The following is a 24,621-nucleotide window of genomic DNA, read 5'->3' as shown; positions in this document are numbered from 1 at the left end:
TATGAACTTTCTGCGCTCGTATTGGCAAGATCTCGGACTACTCGTGGCAGCAATCGTGGGAGTTTATTTGCTGGCGGGGTGGGCGGACATCCCGGAGATTGAGCAAATTCTTTGGTTGAGCTTCATCGCGATCCTCGTGCACCAGTTTGAAGAATATCGTTGGCCTGGCTATTTTCCCGGACTGTTCAACGGACTGATTTTTCCCAGCAAGCATCCGGAGCGCTATCCGCTGAATCGACAGTCGGCCATGGTGATCAACCTCGTCATCGCCTATCTTTTCTATCTCGTTCCTGTCTTTTTCCCCACCGTCGTGTGGCTGGCGCTCGGGCCGATTTTCATGGGATTTTTCCAGTTTGTCTGGCACGGCATTTTTGCGAATCGGAAAGCGGGCACCTTGTACAATCCGGGCTTGTTCGCCGTCATCGTCTTCCATATTCCGGTCGGCGGCTGGTACATCCAGCACATCGTCGCCAACAACATGGCTACGGTACTGGACTGGATCGTCGGAACGCTGTACTTTGCCGTCGCTGTGTACATTTTGATCGTCAAAGGCAACATGTGGCTGAAAGACGAGAAGTCTCCCTACGCCTTTTCCCGTCAGCAGCTTGGACCTTATTCTTAGAAATCATGACTGGCGAAAAAGGAGTCGATCGGCCATGGTCGCTCCTTTTTCGCCAGGCAAGACGGTCATGAACGTTTGAACAACAAAAGCCGCCGCCCGCTGTCTTCCAGCAAGCGACGGCTCTTTTTCCTGTATGGGAATAGGTACGTTTTTACAGTTCGTCGTCAAAACCGCCAAAGTCAAAATCTGCTTCTTCCTCTTCGCTGCCATGCTCCTCTTGTGCATCGTCGGAAGCCATTTCCTCGTCTGGCGACATCAGCTCGCCAAGCAGCATGCCCCCGAGAAGCCCGGCTGCCATGCCTCCGATCATGCCGCCCATGCCGCTGCCGCGATGGCCGTGGTGACCGTAATGGCCCTGTTGGTAGGCAGACAGCTGCACGTACGGGATGGCTTGCGGGTTGTTGGCGTAATCGCGAATCTTCGCCAGCAAATAGCGGGACAACTCTTCCTCTTGTCCAGCGGCAAGCAATTCGTTTGGCACCACGATTTCTGCCTTGTACTCCTTTTCGCGGCGCAGAAAGCCACTAGCCAGATCAAGCTCCACAAGCATGCGCAGTTCGTCAGGAGTCGAGAAGAAGATCACTTCCAGTTCTTTGAGCGGGATTCCGAGATCGCCAGCCGGGAAAAAGGCGAACTCCTGCCCGTACGGCGTCAGCTTGCCAGAATCGGCTTTTTGCCGCAGATTTGCGCGATCAAAAGCACGCAACACGCGCTCCACCCGTTCTGGCGGCAAAATTTCCAGACGGTCAAAATCAGTCGGATCGAGCGCCATTTCTACATCCAGCTTGGTTTGCAATGCAAATTGAACGGCTGGAGTAGACATAGCCAGTCCATCCGGCATGTCAAAGGAAAAAGGGATCTCTTGCACAAACGGCTTCGGCTGTACCGTAAACTGGCGGCTGATCGGATAAACCTGCACTTGTCTGGTTACTTCTTGCCCACGCACATTCACTCTCATGAGCAGGACAGCGCTCAGCTCGGAAATGCGCTGCTCTACGTTGCCGCCCTCGATCCGCACGACGCCTGTCACCTTTTCCCCCAGTCGGAATCCAGGTGCGTCTAGTTGCAAATCAACAGTTGCTGCTCCTACACCGAATTTTGCCATCAGCTTTTTGAACATCGGCTTCTCCTCCAAATATAAGCAATTACTTATATTTATAGTGTAGCAGAAAAAGTTCCCGTAGCGCGAGTAGCCAATGCGCGAGCGAGCAATTGCACCAAGTTGGCGGCGTATTTCCCTTCCGTATCCCTGAGAGCGGAAAACTCCGTCACTTCCAGTCCCGTGACGCGCCGATCGCTGACTACAGTCGCAAGCAGCATCTCCGCTTCCTCCAGGGAAAGCCCGATCTCGCTTGGCGAATAGGCCGCAGCCATCGCTTCCTTGTCCATCACATCCACGTCAAAATGAACGAGTATGCGGGCATCTGGCGGAATCTCCTGCATGATCCGGGTGATGGATTCGTGTACGCCTGCCCTTTTGAGCTGCTCCAGCGACGTGATCTCCACTCCGTACGTTTCCGCAGGCGGTTGCTGACAGCCCGCCAACCGGATTCGCTCTGCACGCCAACCGCTGCGTTCAATCCATTGCCCCTGGTCTTGCAGCAAAAACCACAGTCCCATCCCTGCCGCTCCAATGCAGCGCGAAGCAGAAGGCACTACCGCGTCCAAATGCCCGTCGATGACCAACAAGTACGCCTTTTCTTGGTGACGCGCCTGGTGGGCCAAAGCCGTCCCGACGATCAGGCTACAGTCGCCGCCAAGCATCAGGACGATCTCGTCGTCGCTTGCAAACCACGCCTGCGCTTCTTTCCCAAGCACGTCCCACAGCATGCGCGGCGCAGGCCAATTGCGAACAGGCGGAATATTGTGACGAGGCAAATAATCAGGTAGCCTCAAATCGCCGCTATCCGCCACTGTCAAGCCAACTTGCTGCAATTGCTCGATGAGCCCCGCTTTTCTCAGTGCGTCCGGGGCCAGCTCCGTTCCAGACACATACGCTCCCGTGAAATGCGGGATACCAGCCACTTTTACGTTAATAGACAGCTCCTCCAGTACCTCATTTATTGGAAATCACCATCAGTATAGCACCTCGATTGGACGAACTGCATTAGTTCGTTGACAGAAGGTTTCAGCCAGCCATCAGGCATGACAGCAGGCTCGCCGCGCAACAATTGGCAGGCAAACGTGTTCGGATGGGCGCCCGGACTCAAAAAATACACTTGCCCTCGCGGATTCGGTACGGCATCCATCGCTTCTACACATTTGCTGACGTACGTTTGCAAAGCTTCCCGATACACTGGCGCAGTAAGGGCCGAACCGCACCAGACGTCGATTCCGGTCAAAGCCTTGGCGTGTTGGGCATCCAGGCTTTTGGCGAGAGAGCACACCACAAACAAAAGCTTGCCAGGCGCCAGCTTGTAACGCTTTTCATACTGTTTGGCAAACCGGGCAATCGTCGCATTCCACGACGGAGTATCGTAGCTGCCCAAGTCGGGAATGCATTTGATCGCCGCGACCGTCTGTTCCCGCGCTTGCAAAAACAGCAGGCCGTCCATCACTTGAAAAGAAATCCCTGCAATCCGCTCTGCCAGAAACGCCCCCATCCGCTCGTGCATGACGCGGGAGATTCGCTGGGACGATTTGCGCTTCAGCTTTTGCCTCACCCGGATTTCTTCTTCCTCGACGTAAATTCGTATCAGTTCTAAAAACAGCAATGCTTCTGTACTCGGCTCCGGCTGGCTCTTCTGGTCCTGTCCGGCGCACTCATTGATCAGGCACTCCAAACGGCTGTAGGCGTCTGCCAGGCTTTTCGCCCATTGCCCTGCTTTTTCTGTGCCCATTGTGATCCTCCCTTTACCTCATATCCGGCATCTGATCGGCTACGACGAGGACGTCCATGTGCCGAGCCTCGCGCAGCAATCGCTGGACGACCGAGCCTTCGCGTATTTCCTTCCACCTCGTCCGCGCCGATTGTCCGATAATGACCTGTGTCGTGCCTTTTTCGTTCATCTGCTTGATCAACTGGGTAAAAACTTTGCGCCTTCCCGCTGCTTCGTATTGTTCAAAGCGACCTCCCAGCCGCTTGGTCAACGCGCGCAGCTTTGCCAGTTGCGCCTCTTCCTCTTCGGTAAGCGGCTCGTGATCTTTGACGTACGCCACATGCCAAACGGCCTTGAGCCGATAGGCAAGACGAAAGCCTCTGCGAATCAGCCGCTCACTGTCGGAACGCAAATTGACGCAAACAAAAATGACCTCCTGTTGTCGCCACGGCCCCCTGAGCGTCCGCCGCTCCCACGCCTCCAGCCGCTCGTCAACGTCGTCTGCCACTTCGCGCAAAGCCAATTCCCGCAGCGCTATCAAATTGCCCGTCCGGAAAAAATTCGCCAGAGACTGCTCCACCTTTTCCAGCGCGTAAATGTTTCCCTCGCGCATTCGTTGCCGCAGCGCTTTCGGGGAAATATCAATCAGCTCAACCTCGTCCGCCTGATGCAAAATATGGTCGGGCACTGTTTCCCGCACACGTACTCCCGTAATTTGTTCGACGCTGTCATTCAGACTTTCCAGATGCTGAATATTCATCGTGGAAATCACGGAAATACCTGCCGCAAGCAGCTTCTCCACATCTTGATACCTTTTTTCGCGCTCGCTCCCGGGCACATTCGTATGCGCCAGCTCGTCGACCAGGACGACCTCGGGATTGCGCCGAATGATTTCGTCCGTGTCCATCTCCGTCAAGGTCACGTTTTTGTACGGGATGCGCTTGCGCGGAATCAGGGGCAGTCCGCCGACCTGCTCGATCGTTTCTTTACGCCCGTGCGTTTCCAGCAGGCCGATCACTACATCGATGCCATTTTCGGCCAGCTCGTTTCCTTCCCGCAGCATCGTGTAAGTTTTGCCCACGCCAGGCGCTGCCCCGACGTATACCTTTAACGCTCCGCGCCTGATTTTTCCGATCTCCTGCTCCATTTCTTCCTGCGACAGGCGGCGATACGGATTGATCGTTTCCGTAGTGTGGCGCTTGGCTGGCATCACTCGCTCCCCGTCGCGCTCTGAGCGGTCGGCGACAATTAAAATATCGATATTTTTCGTTTTCCGGAGAATTTTATGGACGATCGAACCGTGCCAAATTTCTTCCCAGCGGGTTCGCTTCGACTGCCCCATGACGATCCGGGTTACATTGCGCGCCATCGCGTAGGCGACCAGCTCGCTTGCCACGTCCTTTTCCCGCTGCAAAGGCGTTTCCTCAAACGTACCGCCTACCTTGTCAACCAGCTTTGCAATCGCTCTGCGAAAAGTCGCTTCTTCTTTGCTCAGCTTTTTGGAGGCCGGACGAAAGCAGACGACCAACAGCTCTCCGCCGAGCCGCTTGGCAACCTGTTGTCCGCGCCGCACCAGGATGGAGCCGTTCCAATGATACTGGGCCGATACCAAAATGCGCTCGGTTGCCCCGGATGCTCCCACCATGCCGTGCTTCTCGCGGTACTCCTCCAAATCTTCGTTCACGCCTGTGGCTACGAACCGCAGCGCCAGCTCGCGCAGCACATGCAGATTGTCTCTGCGCAGCAAGGGATGGTTGCTGCGCATCGAAGCAGCACCATCCTCTTCCTGCAACCGTTTCAGGATCGCTTCCGGCGTCACGTCCAGTAGCTTTACCTCGTCGGCAAGAGCCAGCGTCTCTTCCGGCACGCACTGATCGATGTGCACCTGTGCGCGGGTCAGTCGTTCCGCCATCTCTTTCATTCCCGCCAATTCGTAAATGTTGACGGTCCCAATCACGCTGATATTGTGGTCGAGCAAATAACGAACGTCATCGAGCCGGGTCGGGCGTGGCGCATCCGGACGGTTCCGGTGAGCCAGCCCGTCCACCAGCACGACTTCGGGATCTCGCTCCAAAATTTTGCCGACATCCAGGTCATGCTTCGCCTCGCCTTGCGCATGCCAGAGAAGGGAAGGGATTTCCTCCAGACCTTCCCGCTTGGGAGCAAGCTTCGGCGATGCGGCCGCACCGGAAGCGGCGATGACTACGTCGATTCCTTTTTTTCGGAGACTCTGCCCTTCCATCAGCAGATGATACGTTTTCCCTGAGCCGCTCACTGCCCCCAGAATGATTTTCAGCCTGCCCCGGTGCATTCTGGAGATGGACTGCAAGATTTCTTCCGGGGTCTTTCGGCGAAACTGCTCGACCATCTCGCAGCCCTCCTGTTTATTTCAGCTGATCCAAAGCCAGATTCAGCTTCAGTACGTTGACTCGCGGTTCTCCAAATACTCCCATGCTTCTTCCTTCCGTGTTTTCCGCAACCAAAGCCTGAACTTTTGCCGGATCGAGATTGCGCGCCTTCGCAACGCGCTGCACCTGAATGGCTGCCGCTTTTGGCGAGATGTGCGGATCAAGGCCCGAACCGGAGTTGGTCAGCAAATCGGCCGGGATATCTGCTTGCGCGACGCCCGGGTTGGCAGCCAGGAAAGCAGCGATGTCTTTTTGCACGCGCTCGGTCAGTGCCGGGTTGGATGGCGCGTAGTTGTTCGAGCCAGAGCCTGCTGCATTGTTGTCGATAGACGAGATGCGGCCCCAGAAATATTGCGGATCGGTGAACGTTTGCCCGATCAGCTCGGAGCCGACTACTTTGCCGTTCGCATCGGCAATCAGACTGCCGCTCGCCTGCGTCGGCATGACGACCTGCGCCACCCCTGTCATCGCAAGCGGGTAAATCAGTCCGCATATGAGCAGTAAAACGACAGACAATCGGAGGTTTTTCAAAATCATGGATATTCACCTTTGCTTTCCTGTTTCGATTGTGGCGGTTTCGCCTATACGAGATTCAATCCGACCAGCACCAGGTCAATCAGCTTGATGCCGACAAAAGGCACCAGAATGCCGCCCAAACCATAGATCACCAGATTGCGGCTGAGCAGCTTGGTCGCGCTCATCGGCGAGTATTTTACGCCTTTCATCGCCAGCGGAATCAAGATCGGAATGATGATCGCGTTGAAGATCAGCGCGGACAAAATGGCGCTCTGCGGCGTAGCCAAGCCCATGATGTTGAGGGCGCTCATTTGCGGGATCGCCAGCATGAACATCGCCGGAATGATCGCAAAATACTTCGCCACGTCGTTTGCGATACTGAAAGTCGTCAGTGCGCCGCGCGTCATCAAAAGCTGCTTGCCGATCGCCACTACCTCAATAATTTTCGTCGGGTCGGAATCGAGGTCGACCATGTTGGCCGCTTCCTTCGCCGCAACCGTCCCGCTGTTCATCGCCAGACCGACATCCGCCTGGGCGAGCGCTGGCGCATCATTCGTGCCATCGCCTGTCATCGCGACCAGTTTGCCCGCTGCCTGTTCTTTGCGGATCAAGGCAATCTTGTCCTCCGGCTTCGCTTCCGCCACAAAATCGTCTACCCCTGCCTCGCGGGCAATCGTCGCTGCTGTGAGCGGATTATCCCCCGTGCACATCACCGTGCGAATCCCCATGCGTCGCAGTTCTTCAAAGCGCTCTCTCATCCCCGGCTTGACGGTATCCTTCAAATAAATCAGCCCGAGAACGACATTTCCCTCCACCACTGCCAGCGGCGTTCCGCCTGCGGTTGCGATCCGGTTTGCCTTTTCGTCGAGGTCTGCCGGGATACGGCCTCCCAATTCCTTGACGTACGTTTTGATCGCGTCTACTGCACCTTTGCGAATTTGCGTGCCGTTTGCCAAATTCGTGCCGCTCATGCGCGTCTCGGCTCTAAATTCCACGCCCTCTGCGCCCGGCAGTTCCAGCTCGCTTGCTGCAAGACCTTGCTTTTTCGCCAGTTCCACAATCGAGCGGCCTTCCGGTGTTTCATCGAGTATGGAGCTTTGTGCTGCCGCCCTGTTCAAAGCGTCTGCCTTGCTGTTGCCCACTGGCACAAATTCCGCTGCCATGCGGTTTCCGTGGGTGATCGTGCCTGTTTTGTCCAAAATAATCGTGTTAATGTCGCCCGAAGCTTCCACTGCTTTCCCCGACATCGCAATGACGTTGAACTGCGTAACCCGGTCCATCCCGGCAATCCCGATGGCGGAAAGCAAACCGCCAATCGTCGTCGGAATCAGGCAGACGAGCAAAGCCACGAGCGTAGCAATCGGAATGGCGGCATTGACGTAGCTTGCGATCGGCTGCAAAGTCGTGCAGACGATCAGGAAAATCAACGTCAAGCTGACCAGCAACGTATTGAGCGCAATTTCGTTCGGAGTTTTTTGCCGTTTGGCACCTTCGACCAAAGAAATCATCCGGTCGAGGAACGACTCGCCAGGATCAGTCGTCACACGGACGCGAATCCGGTCGCTCACTACACGCGTACCGCCTGTAACGGAGCTGAAATCGCCACCCGCTTCTTTAATGACAGGCGCGGATTCACCCGTAATCGCCGACTCATCCACGGAGGCGACACCTTCGACAATCTCTCCGTCACTCGGAATCAGCTCGCCCGCTTCGACGATGACCAGATCGCCTTTGCGCAGTTCCGTCGAGCTGACCATTTGGATCGAGCCATCTTTAGCGAGCTTTCTCGCTTTTGTATCCTGTTTCGTTTTTTTCAGACTCTCAGCCTGTGCTTTTCCGCGTCCTTCTGCCAATGCCTCGGCGAAGTTGGCGAACAGAATGGTCACAAACAGAATCAGGCTGACGATCCCGTTGTATCCGCGATCAGAGGCTCCCCCGAACAGATCGGGCAAGATCGTCAAAAGCAGGGTCACGACAAATCCGACTTCGACCACAAACATGACCGGGTTTTTGATCATGACCCGCGGGTCCAGTTTTTTCAGCGCCTCGACAAAGGCACGCTGGTACAAATCTTTTGGAAACGCAACCGTGCGCGTTCTGCTCATTGGAAATATCTCCTTTGCCTTTTGAATTATCGGATGGTCAACCACTCGGCTACCGGGCCAAGTGCCAGTACCGGCAAGAACGTCAGCGCACCCACGATCACGACCGTCGCGATCAAAATGACCAGAAACACACCATTGTCTGTGCGAAGCGTACCCATCGTTTCAGGTACAGGCGTTTTCGCGAGCAACGAACCGGCTACCGCCAGCATCGCGATGATCGACACGTATCGGCCAAACAGCATGACCAGCCCAGTCGAAATGTTCCAGAAAGGCGTATTGTCGCCCAGTCCTTCAAAGCCAGAGCCGTTGTTGGCTGCCGAGGACGTAAATTCGTACAAAACTTGCGAAATGCCGTGGAAGCCCGGATTGGAGATTCCGACTGTGCCCATTTCCGAGGCCAGCGCAATCGCGGTCGGAGCCAAAATGATCAGCGGGTGGGCGAGAATCGCAATCGCGATCAGCTTCATCTCTTTCCCTTCGATTTTTCGTCCGAGAAACTCGGGCGTCCGTCCGACCATCAAGCCCGCGATAAATACAGCCAAAATCGCATACATCAAAATGTTTACCGTACCGACGCCATCTCCGCCGAATACGCAGTTCAGCATCATTTCCCCGAGCGGCACCAGTCCGCCCAGCGGCGTCAGCGTGTCGTGCATGTTGTTGACCGTTCCGGTCGTCGCCGCAGTCGTCACCGCTGTAAACAGGGCGCTCTGCGCAATGCCAAAACGCACTTCTTTTCCTTCCATGCTGCCCACGGCCTGTGACAAACCTGCACGTTCAAGCGCCGGGTTGCCATTGATCTCGCTTCCGTAGGCAATCCCGAGGAACACGAGAAACATCAAACCCATGGCGCCAAAAATGATCCAGCCTTGCTTGCGGCTCTTCGTCATGAAACCGAAGGCAAAAGGCAGAGACGCCGGAATGAGGAACATCGACAAAATCTCCAGCACGTTCGTCAAAGGAGTCGGATTCTCAAACGGATGCGCAGAGTTGACCCCAAAGAACCCGCCGCCGTTCGTTCCCAAATGCTTGATCGATACAAGCGAAGCTACCGGACCGCGTGCGATTTGCTGTTCAGCCCCGCTCAATGTAGTCGCCGTTGCTGTCGGTTCCATCGTCTGCGGCACGCCTTGCGCCACCAGAAGAAGTGTCACGACTACTGCCAAGGGAAGCAGCACACGCGTATGCGCCCGCACCAGGTCGACATAGTAGTTTCCGATGCTGCGCTGCCCGGTCAATCCGCGCATGAATGCCATGACGACCGCAATCCCCGTAGCTGGTGTCGTAAACATCAGGTAGATGATCACCATCATCTGCGACAGATAGGACAAACCGCTTTCTCCGCTGTAATGCTGGAGATTGGTATTCGTCAAAAAGCTTACCGCCGTATTGAACGACAGCAACGGGTCCATCGCCGCCACACCGCTCGGATTCCCCGGCAGCATTCCTTGCAAGCGCAAGAGCAGATAAGCAATCGCAACCATCGTGATATTGCTGACCAAAACCGCCGTCGCGTACTGCTTCCAGGTCATGTCTGCGACGCGAATGCCGGACCATTTGTAAATGACTTTTTCCACCCCGCCAAAAGCGCGGTCCAATCGCGTATTTTCCAGGGAAAAGGCCCGCGCCAGATAGCGTCCCGTCGGAATCGCCAACAAGAGCAGCACCACCAAAACCACCGATATTTGTATAAAGTCCACGGACAATTCCTCCTACTTCCTCTATGAAATGAATCGCTCGACCAATCCTTAATACTTTTCCGGATAGATCAGTGCGTGGCCCAGGTAGATCGCCAGTCCGGCCACAATCAACAGCAGCAAGATCATTTTTCTTTTCCTCCCTGTTCTTTTACTACCGCATCACAAAACTTGATCAGGGCAAAAAATGTAACAAACGAGATTGCCAAGAGCAGTATGGCAACTAAGTCCATGAAAAGTCCCTCCTTTTTCCGCTTGCAGTTTGCCGTTTTTGTCGCGCCAGCTTCCTTCAGGCGCCCACCTCCATCTACCTTGAACAAAGTCGTGCCGATTCGCCTCTTTCGCTCACTTCCTGGTACAAGCTTTCTCCCCTGAAAAAACCTGCCATGGAAGCAAAAAAATAGACCAATGCTTACTCATTCCCCGAAAAGATCGCCACAATGGACCAGCAAAGCTCAACAGACAGGGCAAGCCCCGCCCGCACTTTAGCGGTATGAAAGACGATCACTTCTTCGGAGAAAAAGTACTCATTGGTCTACCGAACGCCCAGCCGACTTGAATGTGCCTTCTTTGCGTTTTGTCTCCCGTTTCCTTTTTCCGAAAAACGTGTATTCATTTTTTGGGCAAAACGAAAAGACCTGCATCTTTCGTTTCGAGCAAGCTTCTTTGCTCATCCAAAAGGACAACAAAAAAAGCCTCCTCAAACAGGCGGTCTTTAGACCTCCCTCGCTTTAGCCGACGAAGTTAGCTGACGGGTAGGATGGCGAAAGAGTTACTCATCCCTTCCACGAATCGTGGAATTAACCCCTACAAAATTGGGTCCTCCGTTCCCGAGTGCCTCGGGATTTGGCCAGATTTGCAATTGTTGGTTACGAGTCTCATTATACGTCTGGCATAATCGGTTGTTAATGTCTTGTTTCTCGCTTTTTAGCACGATTTGTGCAGTCTTTATCGATGTAAGCGATTTAATCCTGTCAGGACTCAGCCGCGCAAGATATTTCGTCGATTATCTCGCGTTTTCTCGCAACGCATGGACCGCGTTCGGAAATGCCCTGTCCGATTTTTTGCAGCCATTGCTTTATTTCTTCTGCCGACAAAGGCTTGCTGTAAAGGTATCCTTGCATTTCATCACACTTCTGTTCACGCAAAAAAGCAAACTGAAGCTCGTTTTCCACCCCTTCAGCCAAAACGCTGAGGTGCAGATTATGGGCCATGGCAATGATCGACTGGGCAATCACGGCATCGTCCTTTTCCGTAATAGCACTTACGAAGGAGCGATCAATTTTCAGACGATCTATGGGAAAATCGCGCAAGTAGCTAAGCGAAGAGTATCCGGTGCCAAAGTCGTCAATCGACAGCTTCATCCCCAATCGCTTTAACTCATGCAGAACACCGATCACCGCATCCGGATTTTTCATGACGGCGCTTTCGGTAATCTCTAGCTCCAGAAGCTCGGGCTGCATGTCCGTCTCCTGAAGAACTTGCTGAATCATCTGTACCAGATTCTCTTGTTGAAACTGACGGGCAGACAAGTTGACGGCAACTCGCAACGGGTCATATCCTGCCTGCTCCCAGAGCTTGGCTTGGTTACAGGCTGTTCGCAGCGCCCACTCGCCAATCGGTACAATAAGTCCCGTCTCTTCTGCCAGTGGAATGAAGTCTGCCGGGGAAACCAGCCCCCATACGGGATGCTGCCACCTCAGCAGCGCCTCGACTCCGACTATTTTTCCTGTCTGGCAATCGATTTGCGGCTGGTATTGCAGATGAAATTCCCCCCTCTCCAAAGCTTTGTGAAGTTCCTGTTCCATCGCAAGACATTCTGATGCATGATTGCTCATCGTAAAGGAGTACACAATGTATCGATTTCGTCCCTTCTCTTTTGCACTGTACATAGCGGGAGATTTGGGCGCTTCGTTCCTTCAGGTCTTTCGGGATTGTTCCTTGCCGCTCGCCCACGTAGTCACATATGGCGCGAACCGCTCCCTTCCGATATTGAACCCCTCTGTAATTCAGCCCGCTCATCCGTTCTTCTGCGGTAAACGGTACGACCTGGCCTTCGTATGCCTTCACGTCGCAAACGACATGCTTTTGCTTGGCGAGCATGAGGATCGAGTTGCCTTCTGGCGTATCGTCAAACAGAGAGGTAAGTACCGCTACCTCTATCAACTCCTTCTCCTCTGCTCCTGCGACTGGAACAAACTGCGCCGCCAGCCGATTGCCGTACGTGATCGTGCCTGTTTTGTCCAAAATAATCGTATTGACGTCACCAGCCGCCTCTACTGCCTTGCCTGACATCGCAATGACACCGAAGCGGGTAACCCGATCCATGCCTGCGATTCCGATCGCAGACAAAAGACCGCCAATCGTCGTCGGAATCAAACAAACTAACAGTACGACCAGGACAGAAATATTGAGATGAATGCCCGCATAGGCGGCGATTGGCACCAGTGTGACTACGACGATGAGAAAAATAAGCGTAAATACGATCAATACCGTATTCAGGGCGATTTCGTTTGGGGCCTTTTGCCGTTTGGCGCCTTCGATCAAGGCAATCATCCTGTCCAAAAAAGAATCGCCCGGGTTCGTAGTTATTTTGATCAAGATAGAATCACTCGTGACCCGCGTACCGCCAGTCACGGACGACTGATCACTTCCCGCCCGTTTGATTACAGGTGCAGATTCGCCTGTAATCGCTGATTCATCAATCGAAGCCAGCCCCTCGACAATTTCACCGTCGCCAGGAATGAAGTCACCCGTCTCTACCAGAACAAGATCCCCTCTTCGCAGTTCCTCCGCAGACACCACATGGATGCCCCCGTCTGCCTTCAGCCGTTTCGCCTCAGTATCTCTTTTGGCCCGGCGCAACGTATCTGCCTGCGCTTTTCCCCGCCCTTCTGCCAGTGCTTCGGCAAAATTGGCAAACAGGACGGTAAACAGCAAAACCAAAAATACGCCTGTGTTCCAGCCTATCTGATTCTCTGTTCCGAAATAATGGGGGAAAAGGATCATGAGCAGGATTAGCACAGTTCCCATCTCAACCACAAACAGTACAGGATTCGATTTCATAACCAGCGGGTTTAGCTTGCGTACGCTCTCCAACAAAGCTGTTCCGATTATTTTATTGTGGAATGTCGAATGCTCTTCTACTTGTTTCACGGCCATTCACCTTTCTATCCTATGAAATTCACAATTGTTCTACATGACATAAGGCGTGAACCAAATACAAAAAAATCCCCACGGCAAAAATCGTTACGATTACCACAAAATCATCCCTCCTCAGACGTGTTGACAGCCCAAAGTCGGCTGAGTAATATAAGGCACAATGATAAATAATGGGAGGTATGGCGTTTGGCCATCTCTAACAAAAAAAAGCTGGAAGCTGAAATCAGCGAAACTTTCATCAAATTTCAACGCGACTTGATCGGACGTGGCCCTCAAGAAGCAAAAACCTACATCGTCGGCGACATGGTCCTCGTTCGCTTCAAGGGAGTGCTCACCGTTGAAGAAAAACATCTCTCCAGCCACGATAAAGGCCGTCGCATTGTAAAAGAAATGCGCGAGGTGCTTCGTGAGATGTATAGCGAGGAATCAGAAGAAATCGTAGAAAAGCTGACCGGCTGCAAAGTGCTGTCCAGTCATAGCGACATCAGCACCAAGATGGGGGAGCGAATCGAGGTTTACGTGTTGGACAAGGACCTCGAAAAAATGCTGGGCTGATTCCTCAACTGAATACCTGTGCATCGAAAAGGCGGCTCCGCCTGCTTACTGGCGGAGCCTTTTTCCAATCAACCGCTGAGTTGTTCTGCCAGCCATCGATATCCCTTGTACCCTGGCTTGCTGATGATGACATAATGGGCACCTAACCCTTTGTATAAACTCGCATTTTGCTGCTCCTGTGTCAGAACGAAAATGCGGCAAGTGCCCAACTGCCGAAACAAAGTAATGAAATCACGCCCTTCTGGCCATTCGTCCACAAACAGATAGACAGACTGATAGACTAACAACTCCTCTTGATGAAGATAGCTTTCATCGAAAGAAATGGGCGACAACTTTTCTGTGCAGGAGTGACGCTCTCCCCTGATCAGCGAATAGGCAACAGGACTTTTCCGGAAGAACAGAGAGTCACTGCCTCCTCTGATCGTCTGCACAAAAGACGTGAATGCCTCTCCCACCCCAATGACCAGACAATTTTTCATGCCAGCCCCTCCTCTTCCTGTTTATTTGAGCTCCTCAATCGACTGGATGTTCATATAGCCTGGAACCACCAACCCGATTTTGGTTCCGTCCAGATTGGGGCCAAGGTCTTCCAACTGATCCCCGAACTTTTTGAGGTAGCTCGCATCGGTAGAGGGAAGCCAGGCTGCTACCATCCCGTCCACATCGCCCATGGCTACGCCTGCCCACATCGGTCCAGCCTGGACCTGACTCAATTCCACCTCATATCCGAGCTTTGTCTCCAGCACTTCCTTCACTATGTGCGAACTGGCAATTTCCGAGTCCCATGCCACGTAAGCGATGGTCAGCTTTTCTTTTTGAACCGGAGCAAGCCCCTCTACCCACTTCCCGACCTTGTCTTCGTTGTTTTTCACCCACTCCGCAGCCGCTTCCTCTGGTTTTTTCCCGTCCAAAATATGTACCATCACAGCTTCCATGTCCGCAGGCTTCCATTGGAACGCGTCCAGAAACCGATAGGCGGCAGGGTGATCCTGCTTCAATCCTTTTCGAACGATGGTATGAATCTGTTCAGCTCCGCCAAAGCCGTTTTTCGGGTCCTGCAAATATTTCAGATCCAGTTTTTTGAACATCCAATGCGGCGTCCAACCCGTTATGATAATTGGTTGCTTCTGTTCGTAGGCACGCGTCAGCGCGGCAGTCATCGCCGCATCCGATCCTTCTACGAGCTGCCAGTTGTCCAGGCCGTACAGCTTCATGACTTCCTCAGTCTTCACCATCGAGCCGGCACCAGCGTCAATTCCGATGATTTTATATCCCACTGCTTCCCCAATCGCGTTCTTCGGCACCTGGACGGGATTCGGATTGTGCCCAATCGTCGCCCCTGTCGGTGTAGAGCCTTGCTGAGAGCAGCCTGCCAGCATAATAGCCGCAGCCACCACCCATGTCAGTGCATTTTTTCGCGTGAACTTGTTCATAACGCTTTTCTCTCCTTTTGTTTGGCATGCTGGGAAATGCGGTCCAGAACGATAGCAATAATCACGATCGATAACCCCGCTTCAAAACCTTTGCCGATATCCACCTGGGATACAGCCCGATAAACATCGGCTCCCAATCCTTTTGCTCCGATCATGGCGGCGATAACCACCATCGAAAGCGCAAGCATGATGCACTGGTTGACTCCCGCCATGATGGTCGTCTTCGCCAAAGGCAGTTGCACCTTCATCAACTTTTGCCATCTCGATGAGCCGAAAGCATCCGCTGCTTCTGCAAGCTCCGGCGGAACCTGACGTATGCCGAGATTCGTAAATCGGACGATCGGCGGCAGCGCAAAGATAACGGAAGCAATGACCCCTGGTACTTCGCCCAGTCCAAAAAAGAAAATGGCCGGGATCAAGTAAACGAATGCTGGCATCGTCTGCATCAAATCTAGCAACGGCATGACCAGCTTCGTGAAAGTATCGCTTCGCGCGCAGGCAATACCCGCAGGAATCCCTACAGTGATGGACAACAGGGCAGAAGCAATAACCAAGCCGAGCGTTTCGACCGTTTCATCCCAGTACCCCAGATTGGCAATGAGAAACAGCCCAAGCAATGTGAAAAACATCGAAGATCGCCCGCCAAATACCCAGGCCAGCGCCCCGAACAGCAAAATGAGAATAACAGACGGTATCGCAGCCAAAACCTCGGTAAAGTACGTGACCATTCCCGAAATGATGATCGCGATCGGATCGAACAAAATGCCTTTGTGCTGACCGAGCGCCTCAACGATTCGTTCCACCCACTCACCGATCGGCAACTTAGGCACGGAATCCATGAGGCATCACCTCTGCTCCCTGCTGCGGATTGACCTTGCCGACAAGCCCGCCGAGCACCGCTCCCTTGACAATGACGCCCAACAGACGCCGCTCCTCACCCACGACAGCAATCGGAACGTGCAAATCTGCCATCAGAGGAAACAGGCTGTTCAGACGGGCATCTGGCCCCACGCTGGGGATATCTTTTTTCATCATGGTTTCAAGCGACTCGCCCGTATTGATCGCAAGCGAAACGTCATAGGCGGTAACAAGCCCAAGCAATGTCCGCTTTTTGTCTACGATGTACAGACTGGATACCCCGTTGTCCATCATGAGCTGGAGGGCCACCCTCGCACCTTTGTCAGGAGTAATCGCTTCTGCCCTTTTCATCACGTGTTTTGCCACCAGCACTTTGGACAAGTCTGCATCCTCAACGAATTTTTTCACGAATTCATCCGCAGGATCGGTCATGATTTCTTCGGGACGCCCGACCTGGATGAAGCGACCGTCTTTCATCAGGGCGATCCGGTCACCGAGCCGCAATGCCTCATGCAGATCGTGAGTAATGAACAAAATAGTCTTTTTCATCGTTAGCTGAAGCTCTAGCAGCTCATCCTGCATGTCTTTTCGAATCAGCGGATCAAGGGCACTGAACGCTTCATCCATCAGCAAAATGTCGGGATTGTTGGCGAGCGCCCGGGCCAGGCCGACCCTCTGCCTCATTCCGCCGCTCAATTGATCAGGGAAGGCATTTTCCCACTCGGAAAGCCCGACGAGCGCAAGCGCTTCGCGTGCTTTTTCTTGCCTCAATCCATGCGGTACTTGCTGAATCTCCAAACCGAATTCGATGTTTTCCCGTACCGTTCGCTGTGGGAAGAGCGCGAAATTTTGAAAAACCATGCCGAGCTTTCTCCTGCGTACCTCGCGCAAATGAGCCGGCTTCATACCAATGAGTTCTTCGCCATCGATCTGAACGCTCCCAGTGGTTGGCTCAATCAGGCGGTTGCAAAGTCGGATCAAGGTAGATTTGCCGCTGCCTGACAGCCCCATAATGACGAAAATTTCGCCCTCTGCTACCGAGAAGCTGATCTGGTTCACACCGATCGATTGCCCTGTCTCTTTAAAAATTTGCTCCTTTGTCCATCCTTGCTCCAACAGCTTTAACGCTGCCTGCGGCTGCTTGCCAAACACTTTCGTCAATTGCCTGACTGTCATTTTGGGCATGAGCCTTTCCTCCCTTTCTTGTTTTCCCAAATGAAAAAACCTGCGAAGTTCCGCTTCCAACCGGACGAACCACCTGCAGACGCTGCCGCTTGTGTACGCTCGATTTTTGCAGAACTAACGCAGGCTTACCTAATACCTGGCGCCCCTGTGCAAAAGGCTCCCTGTACGCTGTCTTCCTGATTTCGCTGTTCGTTTTTTGGTTTCATGCACCGGGTTTATGCTGAAATTCATTTGCCGCCCGCCATCCTCGCACATCGACATGCACGCGTATGACAAAAGCCACACATGAAAATCGCCATAAAAAATAGACCTATTTCATCCTTTTTCTCAAGAACAAAGGTCCCAAAGAAAAAGTCTGAAATGGCCTATAAACGCGCCCGAAGAGGACCGCTCCTCTTTTTTCGCATCATTGCCCAGACTTCATCGCTTCATGAACCTTCCCTGCTTTGGCCGACGAGGTTAGCTGACGGGTAGGATGGCAGAGAAGACTTATCTCATCCCTCCTGATTGCTCAGGATTAACCCCAAAAGATTGGTTCCCCCGCTTCCGGGTTGCCCCGGAACTAGGCCGTATGAAATGTTTGAATCAGATTCGGTAATGTGATTTGATTATACGCCTGCTGCCAATTATTGTGAATGCTCGCTTCTGCCTGCTTGCCTCATGCTTGATCGTTCTTTATTTATATCCTGACATTAGCTATCGGTTGCTCACCAATGAAAGCTATTTCGCCTGCTTTCCAGCTTACACGCAAATGCTCACCAGTACAGAATCATCGTAAGCAAACCGCTCGCTAATATCGGTGACCACTTCCCATTCCTCTTCCCCGACGCGAATCGAGTAAATCAGCTCCCGGCCCTGAAACTGGACGTGAGCGACCTTGCCCATGATCCCGTCCGCGCCTTGTTGCCAGGTGGACAGCTTCAACTGGTCCGGGCGAACAGGCAATACTTGCTGATCGAAAAAAGCGGAAAAATCACGCGAAACGGTGATCGGCAACGATGACGCTCCCTGTTTTTCCAGCAAAAAGGTGTTCGCGGCAGCCCAGTTCCCTTTTAAAAAGTTGGCTCTGCCGACAAACTTGGCGACAAACGGCGACTCCGGGGCGTAGTAAATGTCGTGCGGAGTGCCTGCCTGCTCAACTCTGCCGCCCTTCATCACGACAATGCGATCAGCCATGGCCAGTGCCTCGGATTGATCGTGCGTCACATAGACAATCGACGTACCCAGTTCGCGGTGAATGAACTGGATTTCTTTTCGCATCTGCATGCGCAGCTCGGCGTCCAGACTGCTCAACGGTTCGTCCATCAGCAACAAGGTCGGATTGAACACGATGGCGCGCGCCAGCGCCACACGCTGCTTTTGCCCACCGGAAAGCTGACTGGGGAACCGCTCCTCCATACCGCCCAGACCGACCATCTCCAGCATCTGGGCTACCCGCGCTTTCGGGTTTTGCTTGTACGCTTCCGGCACCTGCTGTTGATGCTGCAAAGGAAACGCCACGTTTTCGTAGACCGTCAAATGCGGCCAGAGGGCGAACGACTGAAACACCATGCCAATCCGCCGTTCTTCCGGCGGCTTGCGCTTGGCCGCGCTGGCTACACACTCGTTGTTGATCCAGATTTCTCCGCTTGTCGGGGATTCGAACCCGGCAAGGAGCCGCAGCAGCGTCGTTTTGCCGCAGCCGCTCGGACCGAGCAAAGCGACAAACTCGCCCTGGCCGATCTGCAAATCGAGATGGTGGAGCGCCGTGACATTCCCGAATTTTTTCGATACCCCTATTACCCGCGCACTGTTCATTGTTCGATCCTCCGTTGCCAGTATCGTTTCCACAGACTGCCCGCCGCGAGCACCAGCAGGATGGCTCCTACGATCAAAGTCGAGAGGGCCGTGCTGTACGTTGTCGATCCCGCCTGCTCAAAGCTGAAAATGACGACACCGATCGTTTCCGAGCCGGATGACCACAAGAGCGACGAAATCGTCAGCTCTGTAAAAGCGGTGAGAAAGACCAGAAACAAACCTGTTGCCATGCCCGGCGCGTAGAGCGGGAGCAAAATGCGCCGCCATCTCGTCCAGAAGCGCCCGCCGTTGATCCGTGCCGCTTCCTCCACTTCTTTGCCCACTTGCATGATCGAAACCGTACTGCTTTTGACTTGCAAAATGAGAAAGCGCGTCACGTAAGCGATCATGATCAGCCAAACCGTTCCGTATATGCCTGGCTGCCAGCCGGGAATCGGTTCAATCCAGGTCAAAATCATCGCAAGTCCGAGCACCATGCCCGGAAGCGCATACGGCAGCGCTACAGCCCCTTCCATCGCTTTGCCAAGCGCAGACGGCTTATGAATGCGCCAGTAGGCGAACAGCGTGCCCGCGACGACGCACAAGACACCCGTCATGCTGGCAAGCATCAAGCTGTTGCCGATGGCTCCCTTCGTACCTGCGTGGTCGAACATTACGAAGGCAAAGTGCTTCCACGTCAAATTTTCCGGGACAAACGGCAAGCCGTACGCTTTGACAAAAGCGGTTGCGGCCATCGACAAAAGCGGAAGCAGGCTCGTCACAAGCAAAAACCCGCCCACCAAAACCTCCGCCGTCAAACGGTGCTTGCCCAAAGACCGCCGGATGGACTTGTCCTCGGCACTGGTCTGGTCTACCCGGCTTTTCCGCAGCAAAACCCACTGCATCCCTGTCCCTGCCAGCGCAATGACGCCGAGCAAAACAGACAGGACAGCCGCCCTGGCAAAAGCGCTCGGCCCAAATCCGATCACTTCCTCGTAGATCAGTGTACTGAGTACAGAGATATTTTCCGGGATACCCAAAAATGCCGGAATCCCGAAGTTGTCCAGCCCGGAGATAAACGCCAGCAGTCCGCCTCCCGCAATGCCTGGCAAGGCGAGCGGAAGCGTCACTTTGGCAAACACAGCCCGCGCGCTTGCTCCCGCGGAATGCGCCGCCCACTCCAGCTCTTTCGGAATCCGGTACAGCACAGACAGCGTCAACATGTACACCAGCGGATAATGAGTCAGCCCCATCACGACGATGATCCCATCCAGCCCGTACACGTTCCACAGCTCGACCGGACTGCCCATCACCCAGCTCGCAGCCCTGTTCAGCACACCCTGCGGCCCTGCCAGCTGCGTCCAGGCCAGCGTCATTACATAGGACGGGATGAGCAGCGGCAAAAGGGCAAACGCGTGAATCGCACCTTTCCAGCGTATATCGGTATACGCGCACAGCCAGGCAAGCGCCACGCCGACGACTACCGAGATGACGGTGGAAATACCTGCTGCCAGCACAGTATGACCGACTGCATCCCACGTCCGGGCATTGACAAGCACCTCCTGAAAGTAGTGCAAGCCAAGCCCTGCTTCTGTCTGGATACTAAGCACAATCAGCTTCCACAACGGATAGACAAAAAAGAAGGCGACCGGCACCAGCACGAACCAGGTAGCCGCCTTATCCATGGACAGGGAGGCGGCGAACTTGCGCCGCTCCCCCATCTGTCTCTCGCTCACTACCGTCTGCCAGTTACTTGCCACCCATCATCTCTCCAAATTTCTTTTTGTCCGCTTCCCTGGAAGCTTCCAGTTCGTCAATATTGGCGGAAAGCGCCTTGATTTGATCTTGTGCGTACAGTCCTTCCGGTGCTGCTACTCCTTTGCGGATCGGTGTATAGCCCAGGCCGCTGGCGAGCTTTTGCCCTTCTTCGGAGAGGACGAAATCGACAAACGCTTTGGCAGCCTCCTGGTTTTTGGTCGCTTTCATGATGCCGATCGGCTCCGTGATGACAGGCACGCCTTCTTTTGGATACACGATCTCGACGGGCGAACCGTCTTTTTTGGCGCGGGCAACCAGATAGTCGACGACCATGCCGTAATCTTTTTCGCCGCCCGCTACACTTTTGAGCACGGCGCCATTTCCTTTAATGACGGTCATTTGATTCGTTTTCAGCCCGCTGATGTAATCCCAGCCCAAATCAGGCTGGCGCGTAAACACCCCGACATTGTAAGCCGCTGCGCCTGAGTAGAGCGGGCTTGGCATAATCGCTTTGTTCGCCGCTTCCGGACTCGTCAGCACTTTCCAGCTGTCCGGGAGAGCTTTGACCTTGCTCGTGTTGACCGCGAGCACAGTCGCCATGACTTTCGTTCCGGTGTACGCGCCGTCCGCGTCTTTCCACTCCGCCGGAATGTCCGCCGCTTCAGGCGAAGTGTACGGCATGAGCAAATCTTGTTTTTTCAGGCTGACAAAGGTGGGCGCATCCGCGACCAACAGCACGTCAGCTTTTACTTGCCCTGCCTGTGCTTCGGCCTGCAAGCGGCTGATGACTTCCTCCGTTCCCGAGCGGAACAGATCTACTTTCACGTCAGGATACTTCTTGGAAAAAGCGTCGATCAAAGAAGCTGCATCCGCATCCGGCTGGGACGTGTAAAAGCTCAAGGTTCCCGCTACTTTCGGGGCAGCAGGCTCCGTTGTGGCAGCCGGAGTCGACTGCGACGCTGGCTGGGATGGGGTCGACGAAGAAGGCTGGGAACCGCAGGCAGCAAGTCCGAAGACCGATACGGCCGCGAACAAAGAAAGAGTCCATTTTTGCAACAGAACACGTTTCATTTTTTATTCCTCCTGATCATTAAGTAGGCTTATGAGTTAAGAGCTTTGCTTCGCACCTTGAAACCATTTTCCGATCTTCGTCTTCATGGCCGTGTTGGTCATGTTCAATTGCAGAGGCGTAATCGTGATGAACCCGTCGCGCAGCTTGTAGTAATCCGACTCCTCATCCTCAAAGTTCAGTTCGCTCAAATGATCGGATAGCCAGTAGCACAGGTAGCCCTGCGGGTCGTTCAGTCCGACGTACTGATAGCGCAGCACATCCATTGCCAATGGCGTCACCGCAACGCCTTTTACCATTTCTTTGGACAAGTACGGCAAGTTGATATTCAGTACCGCTTCCGGGCTGAGCTTGTGCCTGAATAGCGTTTCAAACACTTCGTAGGCCAACGGCTCCACGATCGAAAAGTTCGGGTTCGGCTTCAGCGTGGCGAGCGAGATCGCGACAGAAGGAATCTGGTACATCGCCCCCTCGATCGCAGCCGAGATCGTGCCCGAGTAAAACACGTCCCGCCCGAGATTCGGCCCGCGGTTGATCCCGGAAACAATCACGTCCGGCTTTTCTTTGAGAATCACCTCAATCGCCATTTTGACGCAGTCGGCGGGAGTGCCGTTGACAGCCCACGCTTCCAATGAAGTATCGAAAAAGTTTACTTTGTTTGCTTTTACAGGTGATTTCAGTGTGATCGCATGGCTGATCGCACTTCGTTCCTGATCCGGGCAGACAATGGATACATTGCCGAACGGCTGCAGGGCTTGCGCCAGACACAGCACGCCGCTGGAGAAAATTCCATCATCATTCACTACGAGAATGTTCAAAATAATACAAACCTCCTATCCAAATGAGACACTGTGGCCTTGTTGCAAAAAGAGCAGGTTTTGCTTGAGTTGGGACAAATTCCGCGCATCGTCGAAGCCTTCTACAACCAGCGGCTTCTCTTCCGCAAGCAAGAGCGGCCAAATCGTCGGCAGGTCAATTTCCCCTGTTCCGAGTGGCACATGCAGCTTGGTTGCTGTCGCATCGCTCACATGGATTTTGTCGACTCCCTCCAGTTCTCCGAGAAACTGCGGCAGAGAACAGGTCAGGGGCACATGGGCGATATCCAAGGTCGCTGCCGTCGGATAGTTCAGCGCTGCACGCAGCCTGTTCAAATCCCCCGGCGTCACGATCAGTTCTTTTGGCAACGGCTCGATATGCTCGATGGACAGCACCCTTCCCAGACGCACAGCCTCTTGCGCCAGCTCGTTCAGGCTCTCGATGAGCACCGCTTCGTGCCATTCCCGGTTTTTGTGGGTCAAAGTCAATCGTCCCGGATGGATCGTCACGCTTTTCGCTCCGATCTCCCCCGCGAGAGCCAACGACCGCTTGATTTCCTCCACCGATTGTTTGCGAATGCCGCTATTCAGCGAGCACAAGTTCAAGTCCCAGCTAGCCGCATGCAAAGTCAGCTTCATGCCGACGCGTTTGGCGGCCTGCTGAATTTCCCGCGGGTTGCTTTTGTGGAACCAGACGTGCTCGGCCCAGACCTCCATCCCGGCAAATCCGTACTGCCTGGCAATCAAAATCGCCGCTTCTACCGGGTAGGACCACATCAATGTCGATGAAACATACAGCATGTCCACCACTCCTTTACCTCTGCCGGGATCGGCACACTGCCAACCGGGTAAGGGTTGCGCGAGCCGTGCCCGTGAAAGTCGCTGCCTCCCGAGCGGATCAGGTGATTCACCTTAGCTTGCCGCTCCCAAAATGCCATCTGTTGCGCGGAATGCTTCGAATAGTACACCTCGATGCCATCGATGCCGTAGGCAAGCAACGCATCCAGCTTCACTTCAAACGAGTAAATACCCGGATGGGCCAAAATCGCAATGCCGCCTACTTCATGAGTAAGCTCAATCGCTTCGCGTGCCGAGAAGGAAGGACGGGGCACATAGGCCGGGCAGCCTTTTCGCAAATACGTCTCGAACGCCGCTTGCGGAGTGGAGCAAAAGCCGCGTGCTGCCAAAACTTCTGCCACATCTGTGCGCACCAGCACGTCGCCTTTTGCCCGGGCTGTGCATTCTTCCATGGTGATCGCCATACCTAAACGATTGCAGCGTTCGACGATTTCGGCGATCCACTCGATCCGCTCCCGTTGGCGCCTGTCCATGACGTGCAGGAGCCGGGCATCCGATATATCGAGGCCGTAACCCAAAATATGCAACTCGTCTTCTGGGCCGTCCGTGTTCCATTCGATTCCCGGTATGAGCTTCAGACCGAGACGTTCGGCCTCATCGCGAGCCAGCAGATATCCATCGACGGTATCATGGTCTGTAATGGCTAGGTGAGTCACTCCCCGCTCGCTTGCCTCGGCAAGCAGCTCTGCGGGAGTGAGCTTCCCGTCAGAAGCGGTGGTGTGCATATGCAAGTCCATCATCTGACCACTCCTCCTGTTCTTTTCCGACTTGTTTGATTTCGTTTGATTTCATTGTAGCTGTCGTTTTTGAAGGGCGTATAAAGCAGGCGACAAGGTTTGATAAAGGCCAGACGCCTGTCCATGCGCCTTTTCGGTCGATCCCCTGCCGGATTGTTGAGGAGGTGTTAACGATTTACAAAGTCTTTACAAAAGCGAAAAGTTCGTGGGCAAACGGCACTGGTGGAGAGGAAAACGAAAAACCCCCA

The 24,621-nt window shown here is 54.0% G+C and carries 21 protein-coding genes, 1 pseudogene and 2 riboswitches; of the genes and pseudogenes, 2 read left to right on the top strand and 20 right to left on the bottom strand.

The genetic code is table 11. The annotated features are described in order from the left end of the window. Position 1: 1 nt before the first annotated feature. Positions 2 to 622, top strand: a complete 621-nt coding sequence (locus NST23_RS02360; RefSeq protein ID WP_173599974.1) for an HXXEE domain-containing protein — start codon at positions 2 to 4, stop codon at positions 620 to 622. A gap of 151 nt (positions 623 to 773) precedes the next feature. Here the strand turns inward: NST23_RS02360 and NST23_RS02355 are convergent, their stop codons facing one another. From NST23_RS02355 to kdpB (NST23_RS02315), 10 genes and pseudogenes are all read right to left on the bottom strand, one after another. Continuing rightward, positions 774 to 1,742: a sporulation protein gene (locus NST23_RS02355; RefSeq protein WP_217023189.1), complete on the bottom strand. Its 969-nt coding sequence runs from the start codon at positions 1,740 to 1,742 to the stop codon at positions 774 to 776. Between the two features lie 35 nt (positions 1,743 to 1,777). After that, positions 1,778 to 2,647: an arginase family protein gene (locus NST23_RS02350; protein ID WP_173597958.1), complete on the bottom strand. Its 870-nt coding sequence runs from the start codon at positions 2,645 to 2,647 to the stop codon at positions 1,778 to 1,780. Between the two features lie 35 nt (positions 2,648 to 2,682). After that, entirely contained in the window at positions 2,683 to 3,462 is a 780-nt protein-coding gene (locus tag NST23_RS02345) for a hypothetical protein (protein ID WP_173597957.1), read from the bottom strand. Positions 3,463 to 3,475: 13 nt separating this feature from the next. Next, positions 3,476 to 5,809, bottom strand: coding sequence for a universal stress protein (locus NST23_RS02340; RefSeq protein WP_280649146.1), 2,334 nt, complete (start codon positions 5,807 to 5,809; stop codon positions 3,476 to 3,478). Between the two features lie 16 nt (positions 5,810 to 5,825). Then, complete coding sequence (kdpC, locus tag NST23_RS02335; protein WP_122966666.1) at positions 5,826 to 6,386, bottom strand: potassium-transporting ATPase subunit KdpC; 561 nt, start codon at positions 6,384 to 6,386, stop codon at positions 5,826 to 5,828. A 44-nt stretch (positions 6,387 to 6,430) separates the two neighbouring features. Next, positions 6,431 to 8,470, bottom strand: a complete 2,040-nt coding sequence (gene kdpB / locus NST23_RS02330) for a potassium-transporting ATPase subunit KdpB (RefSeq protein ID WP_328140647.1) — start codon at positions 8,468 to 8,470, stop codon at positions 6,431 to 6,433. A 26-nt stretch (positions 8,471 to 8,496) separates the two neighbouring features. After that, positions 8,497 to 10,170 carry a potassium-transporting ATPase subunit KdpA gene (kdpA, locus tag NST23_RS02325; protein WP_340963038.1) on the bottom strand — a complete coding sequence of 558 codons (1,674 nt, stop codon included), beginning with the start codon at positions 10,168 to 10,170 and terminating at the stop codon, positions 8,497 to 8,499. A gap of 48 nt (positions 10,171 to 10,218) precedes the next feature. After that, positions 10,219 to 10,296, bottom strand: coding sequence for a potassium-transporting ATPase subunit F (locus tag NST23_RS28395; protein WP_083955723.1), 78 nt, complete (start codon positions 10,294 to 10,296; stop codon positions 10,219 to 10,221). A 589-nt stretch (positions 10,297 to 10,885) separates the two neighbouring features. Beyond that, positions 10,886 to 11,029: riboswitch (cyclic di-AMP (ydaO/yuaA leader) on the bottom strand. A 112-nt stretch (positions 11,030 to 11,141) separates the two neighbouring features. Next, positions 11,142 to 11,975: a putative bifunctional diguanylate cyclase/phosphodiesterase gene (locus NST23_RS02320; RefSeq protein WP_233454136.1), complete on the bottom strand. Its 834-nt coding sequence runs from the start codon at positions 11,973 to 11,975 to the stop codon at positions 11,142 to 11,144. Between the two features lie 88 nt (positions 11,976 to 12,063). Continuing rightward, positions 12,064 to 13,329, bottom strand: a pseudogene (gene kdpB / locus NST23_RS02315) (potassium-transporting ATPase subunit KdpB); the annotation flags it as partial. A 186-nt stretch (positions 13,330 to 13,515) separates the two neighbouring features. Between kdpB (NST23_RS02315) and NST23_RS02310 the strand changes: the two are divergent. Beyond that, positions 13,516 to 13,884, top strand: coding sequence for a DUF2294 domain-containing protein (locus tag NST23_RS02310; protein WP_063229353.1), 369 nt, complete (start codon positions 13,516 to 13,518; stop codon positions 13,882 to 13,884). Between the two features lie 68 nt (positions 13,885 to 13,952). Here NST23_RS02310 and NST23_RS02305 read toward each other — a convergent pair whose 3' ends face one another. The 10 genes from NST23_RS02305 to NST23_RS02260 all read right to left on the bottom strand — a co-directional run bounded on the left by NST23_RS02305 (position 13,953) and on the right by NST23_RS02260 (position 24,376). Continuing rightward, positions 13,953 to 14,363 (bottom strand): hypothetical protein, encoded by a 411-nt coding sequence (locus NST23_RS02305; RefSeq protein WP_122966671.1) that lies wholly within the window; start codon positions 14,361 to 14,363, stop codon positions 13,953 to 13,955. 21 nt (positions 14,364 to 14,384) lie between these two features. Further along, positions 14,385 to 15,317 carry a glycine betaine ABC transporter substrate-binding protein gene (locus NST23_RS02300; RefSeq protein ID WP_122966672.1) on the bottom strand — a complete coding sequence of 311 codons (933 nt, stop codon included), beginning with the start codon at positions 15,315 to 15,317 and terminating at the stop codon, positions 14,385 to 14,387. Then, positions 15,314 to 16,156 carry an ABC transporter permease gene (locus NST23_RS02295; RefSeq protein WP_122966673.1) on the bottom strand — a complete coding sequence of 281 codons (843 nt, stop codon included), beginning with the start codon at positions 16,154 to 16,156 and terminating at the stop codon, positions 15,314 to 15,316. The genes NST23_RS02300 and NST23_RS02295 overlap by 4 nt, the downstream gene beginning before the upstream one ends. Then, positions 16,140 to 17,360 (bottom strand): quaternary amine ABC transporter ATP-binding protein, encoded by a 1,221-nt coding sequence (locus NST23_RS02290; protein WP_122966700.1) that lies wholly within the window; start codon positions 17,358 to 17,360, stop codon positions 16,140 to 16,142. The genes NST23_RS02295 and NST23_RS02290 overlap by 17 nt, the downstream gene beginning before the upstream one ends. A 432-nt stretch (positions 17,361 to 17,792) precedes the next feature. Further along, positions 17,793 to 17,939, bottom strand: a riboswitch (cyclic di-AMP (ydaO/yuaA leader). 162 nt (positions 17,940 to 18,101) lie between these two features. Next, entirely contained in the window at positions 18,102 to 19,157 is a 1,056-nt protein-coding gene (locus tag NST23_RS02285; RefSeq protein ID WP_280649147.1) for an ABC transporter ATP-binding protein, read from the bottom strand. Continuing rightward, positions 19,154 to 20,896, bottom strand: coding sequence for an ABC transporter permease (locus NST23_RS02280; protein WP_280649148.1), 1,743 nt, complete (start codon positions 20,894 to 20,896; stop codon positions 19,154 to 19,156). The genes NST23_RS02285 and NST23_RS02280 overlap by 4 nt, the downstream gene beginning before the upstream one ends. Continuing rightward, entirely contained in the window at positions 20,886 to 21,965 is a 1,080-nt protein-coding gene (locus tag NST23_RS02275) for an ABC transporter substrate-binding protein (RefSeq protein WP_173597950.1), read from the bottom strand. The genes NST23_RS02280 and NST23_RS02275 overlap by 11 nt, the downstream gene beginning before the upstream one ends. A 36-nt stretch (positions 21,966 to 22,001) precedes the next feature. Next, positions 22,002 to 22,781 (bottom strand): 5'/3'-nucleotidase SurE, encoded by a 780-nt coding sequence (gene surE / locus NST23_RS02270; RefSeq protein WP_122966676.1) that lies wholly within the window; start codon positions 22,779 to 22,781, stop codon positions 22,002 to 22,004. A gap of 15 nt (positions 22,782 to 22,796) precedes the next feature. Further along, the gene (locus NST23_RS02265; RefSeq protein ID WP_173597949.1) at positions 22,797 to 23,579 is read right to left on the bottom strand and encodes a sugar phosphate isomerase/epimerase family protein; all 783 of its coding nucleotides are present in this window, start codon (positions 23,577 to 23,579) and stop codon (positions 22,797 to 22,799) included. Continuing rightward, positions 23,555 to 24,376, bottom strand: coding sequence for a PHP domain-containing protein (locus tag NST23_RS02260; protein WP_122966678.1), 822 nt, complete (start codon positions 24,374 to 24,376; stop codon positions 23,555 to 23,557). The genes NST23_RS02265 and NST23_RS02260 overlap by 25 nt, the downstream gene beginning before the upstream one ends. Positions 24,377 to 24,621 lie beyond the last annotated feature (245 nt).

The organism is Brevibacillus sp. FSL K6-0770 (genome assembly GCF_038000275.1).
Taxonomy (GTDB): domain Bacteria; phylum Bacillota; class Bacilli; order Brevibacillales; family Brevibacillaceae; genus Brevibacillus; species Brevibacillus parabrevis.
The sequence above is the reverse complement of the archived record's forward strand: the minus strand, read 5'-3'. Positions and strand labels throughout refer to the sequence as shown.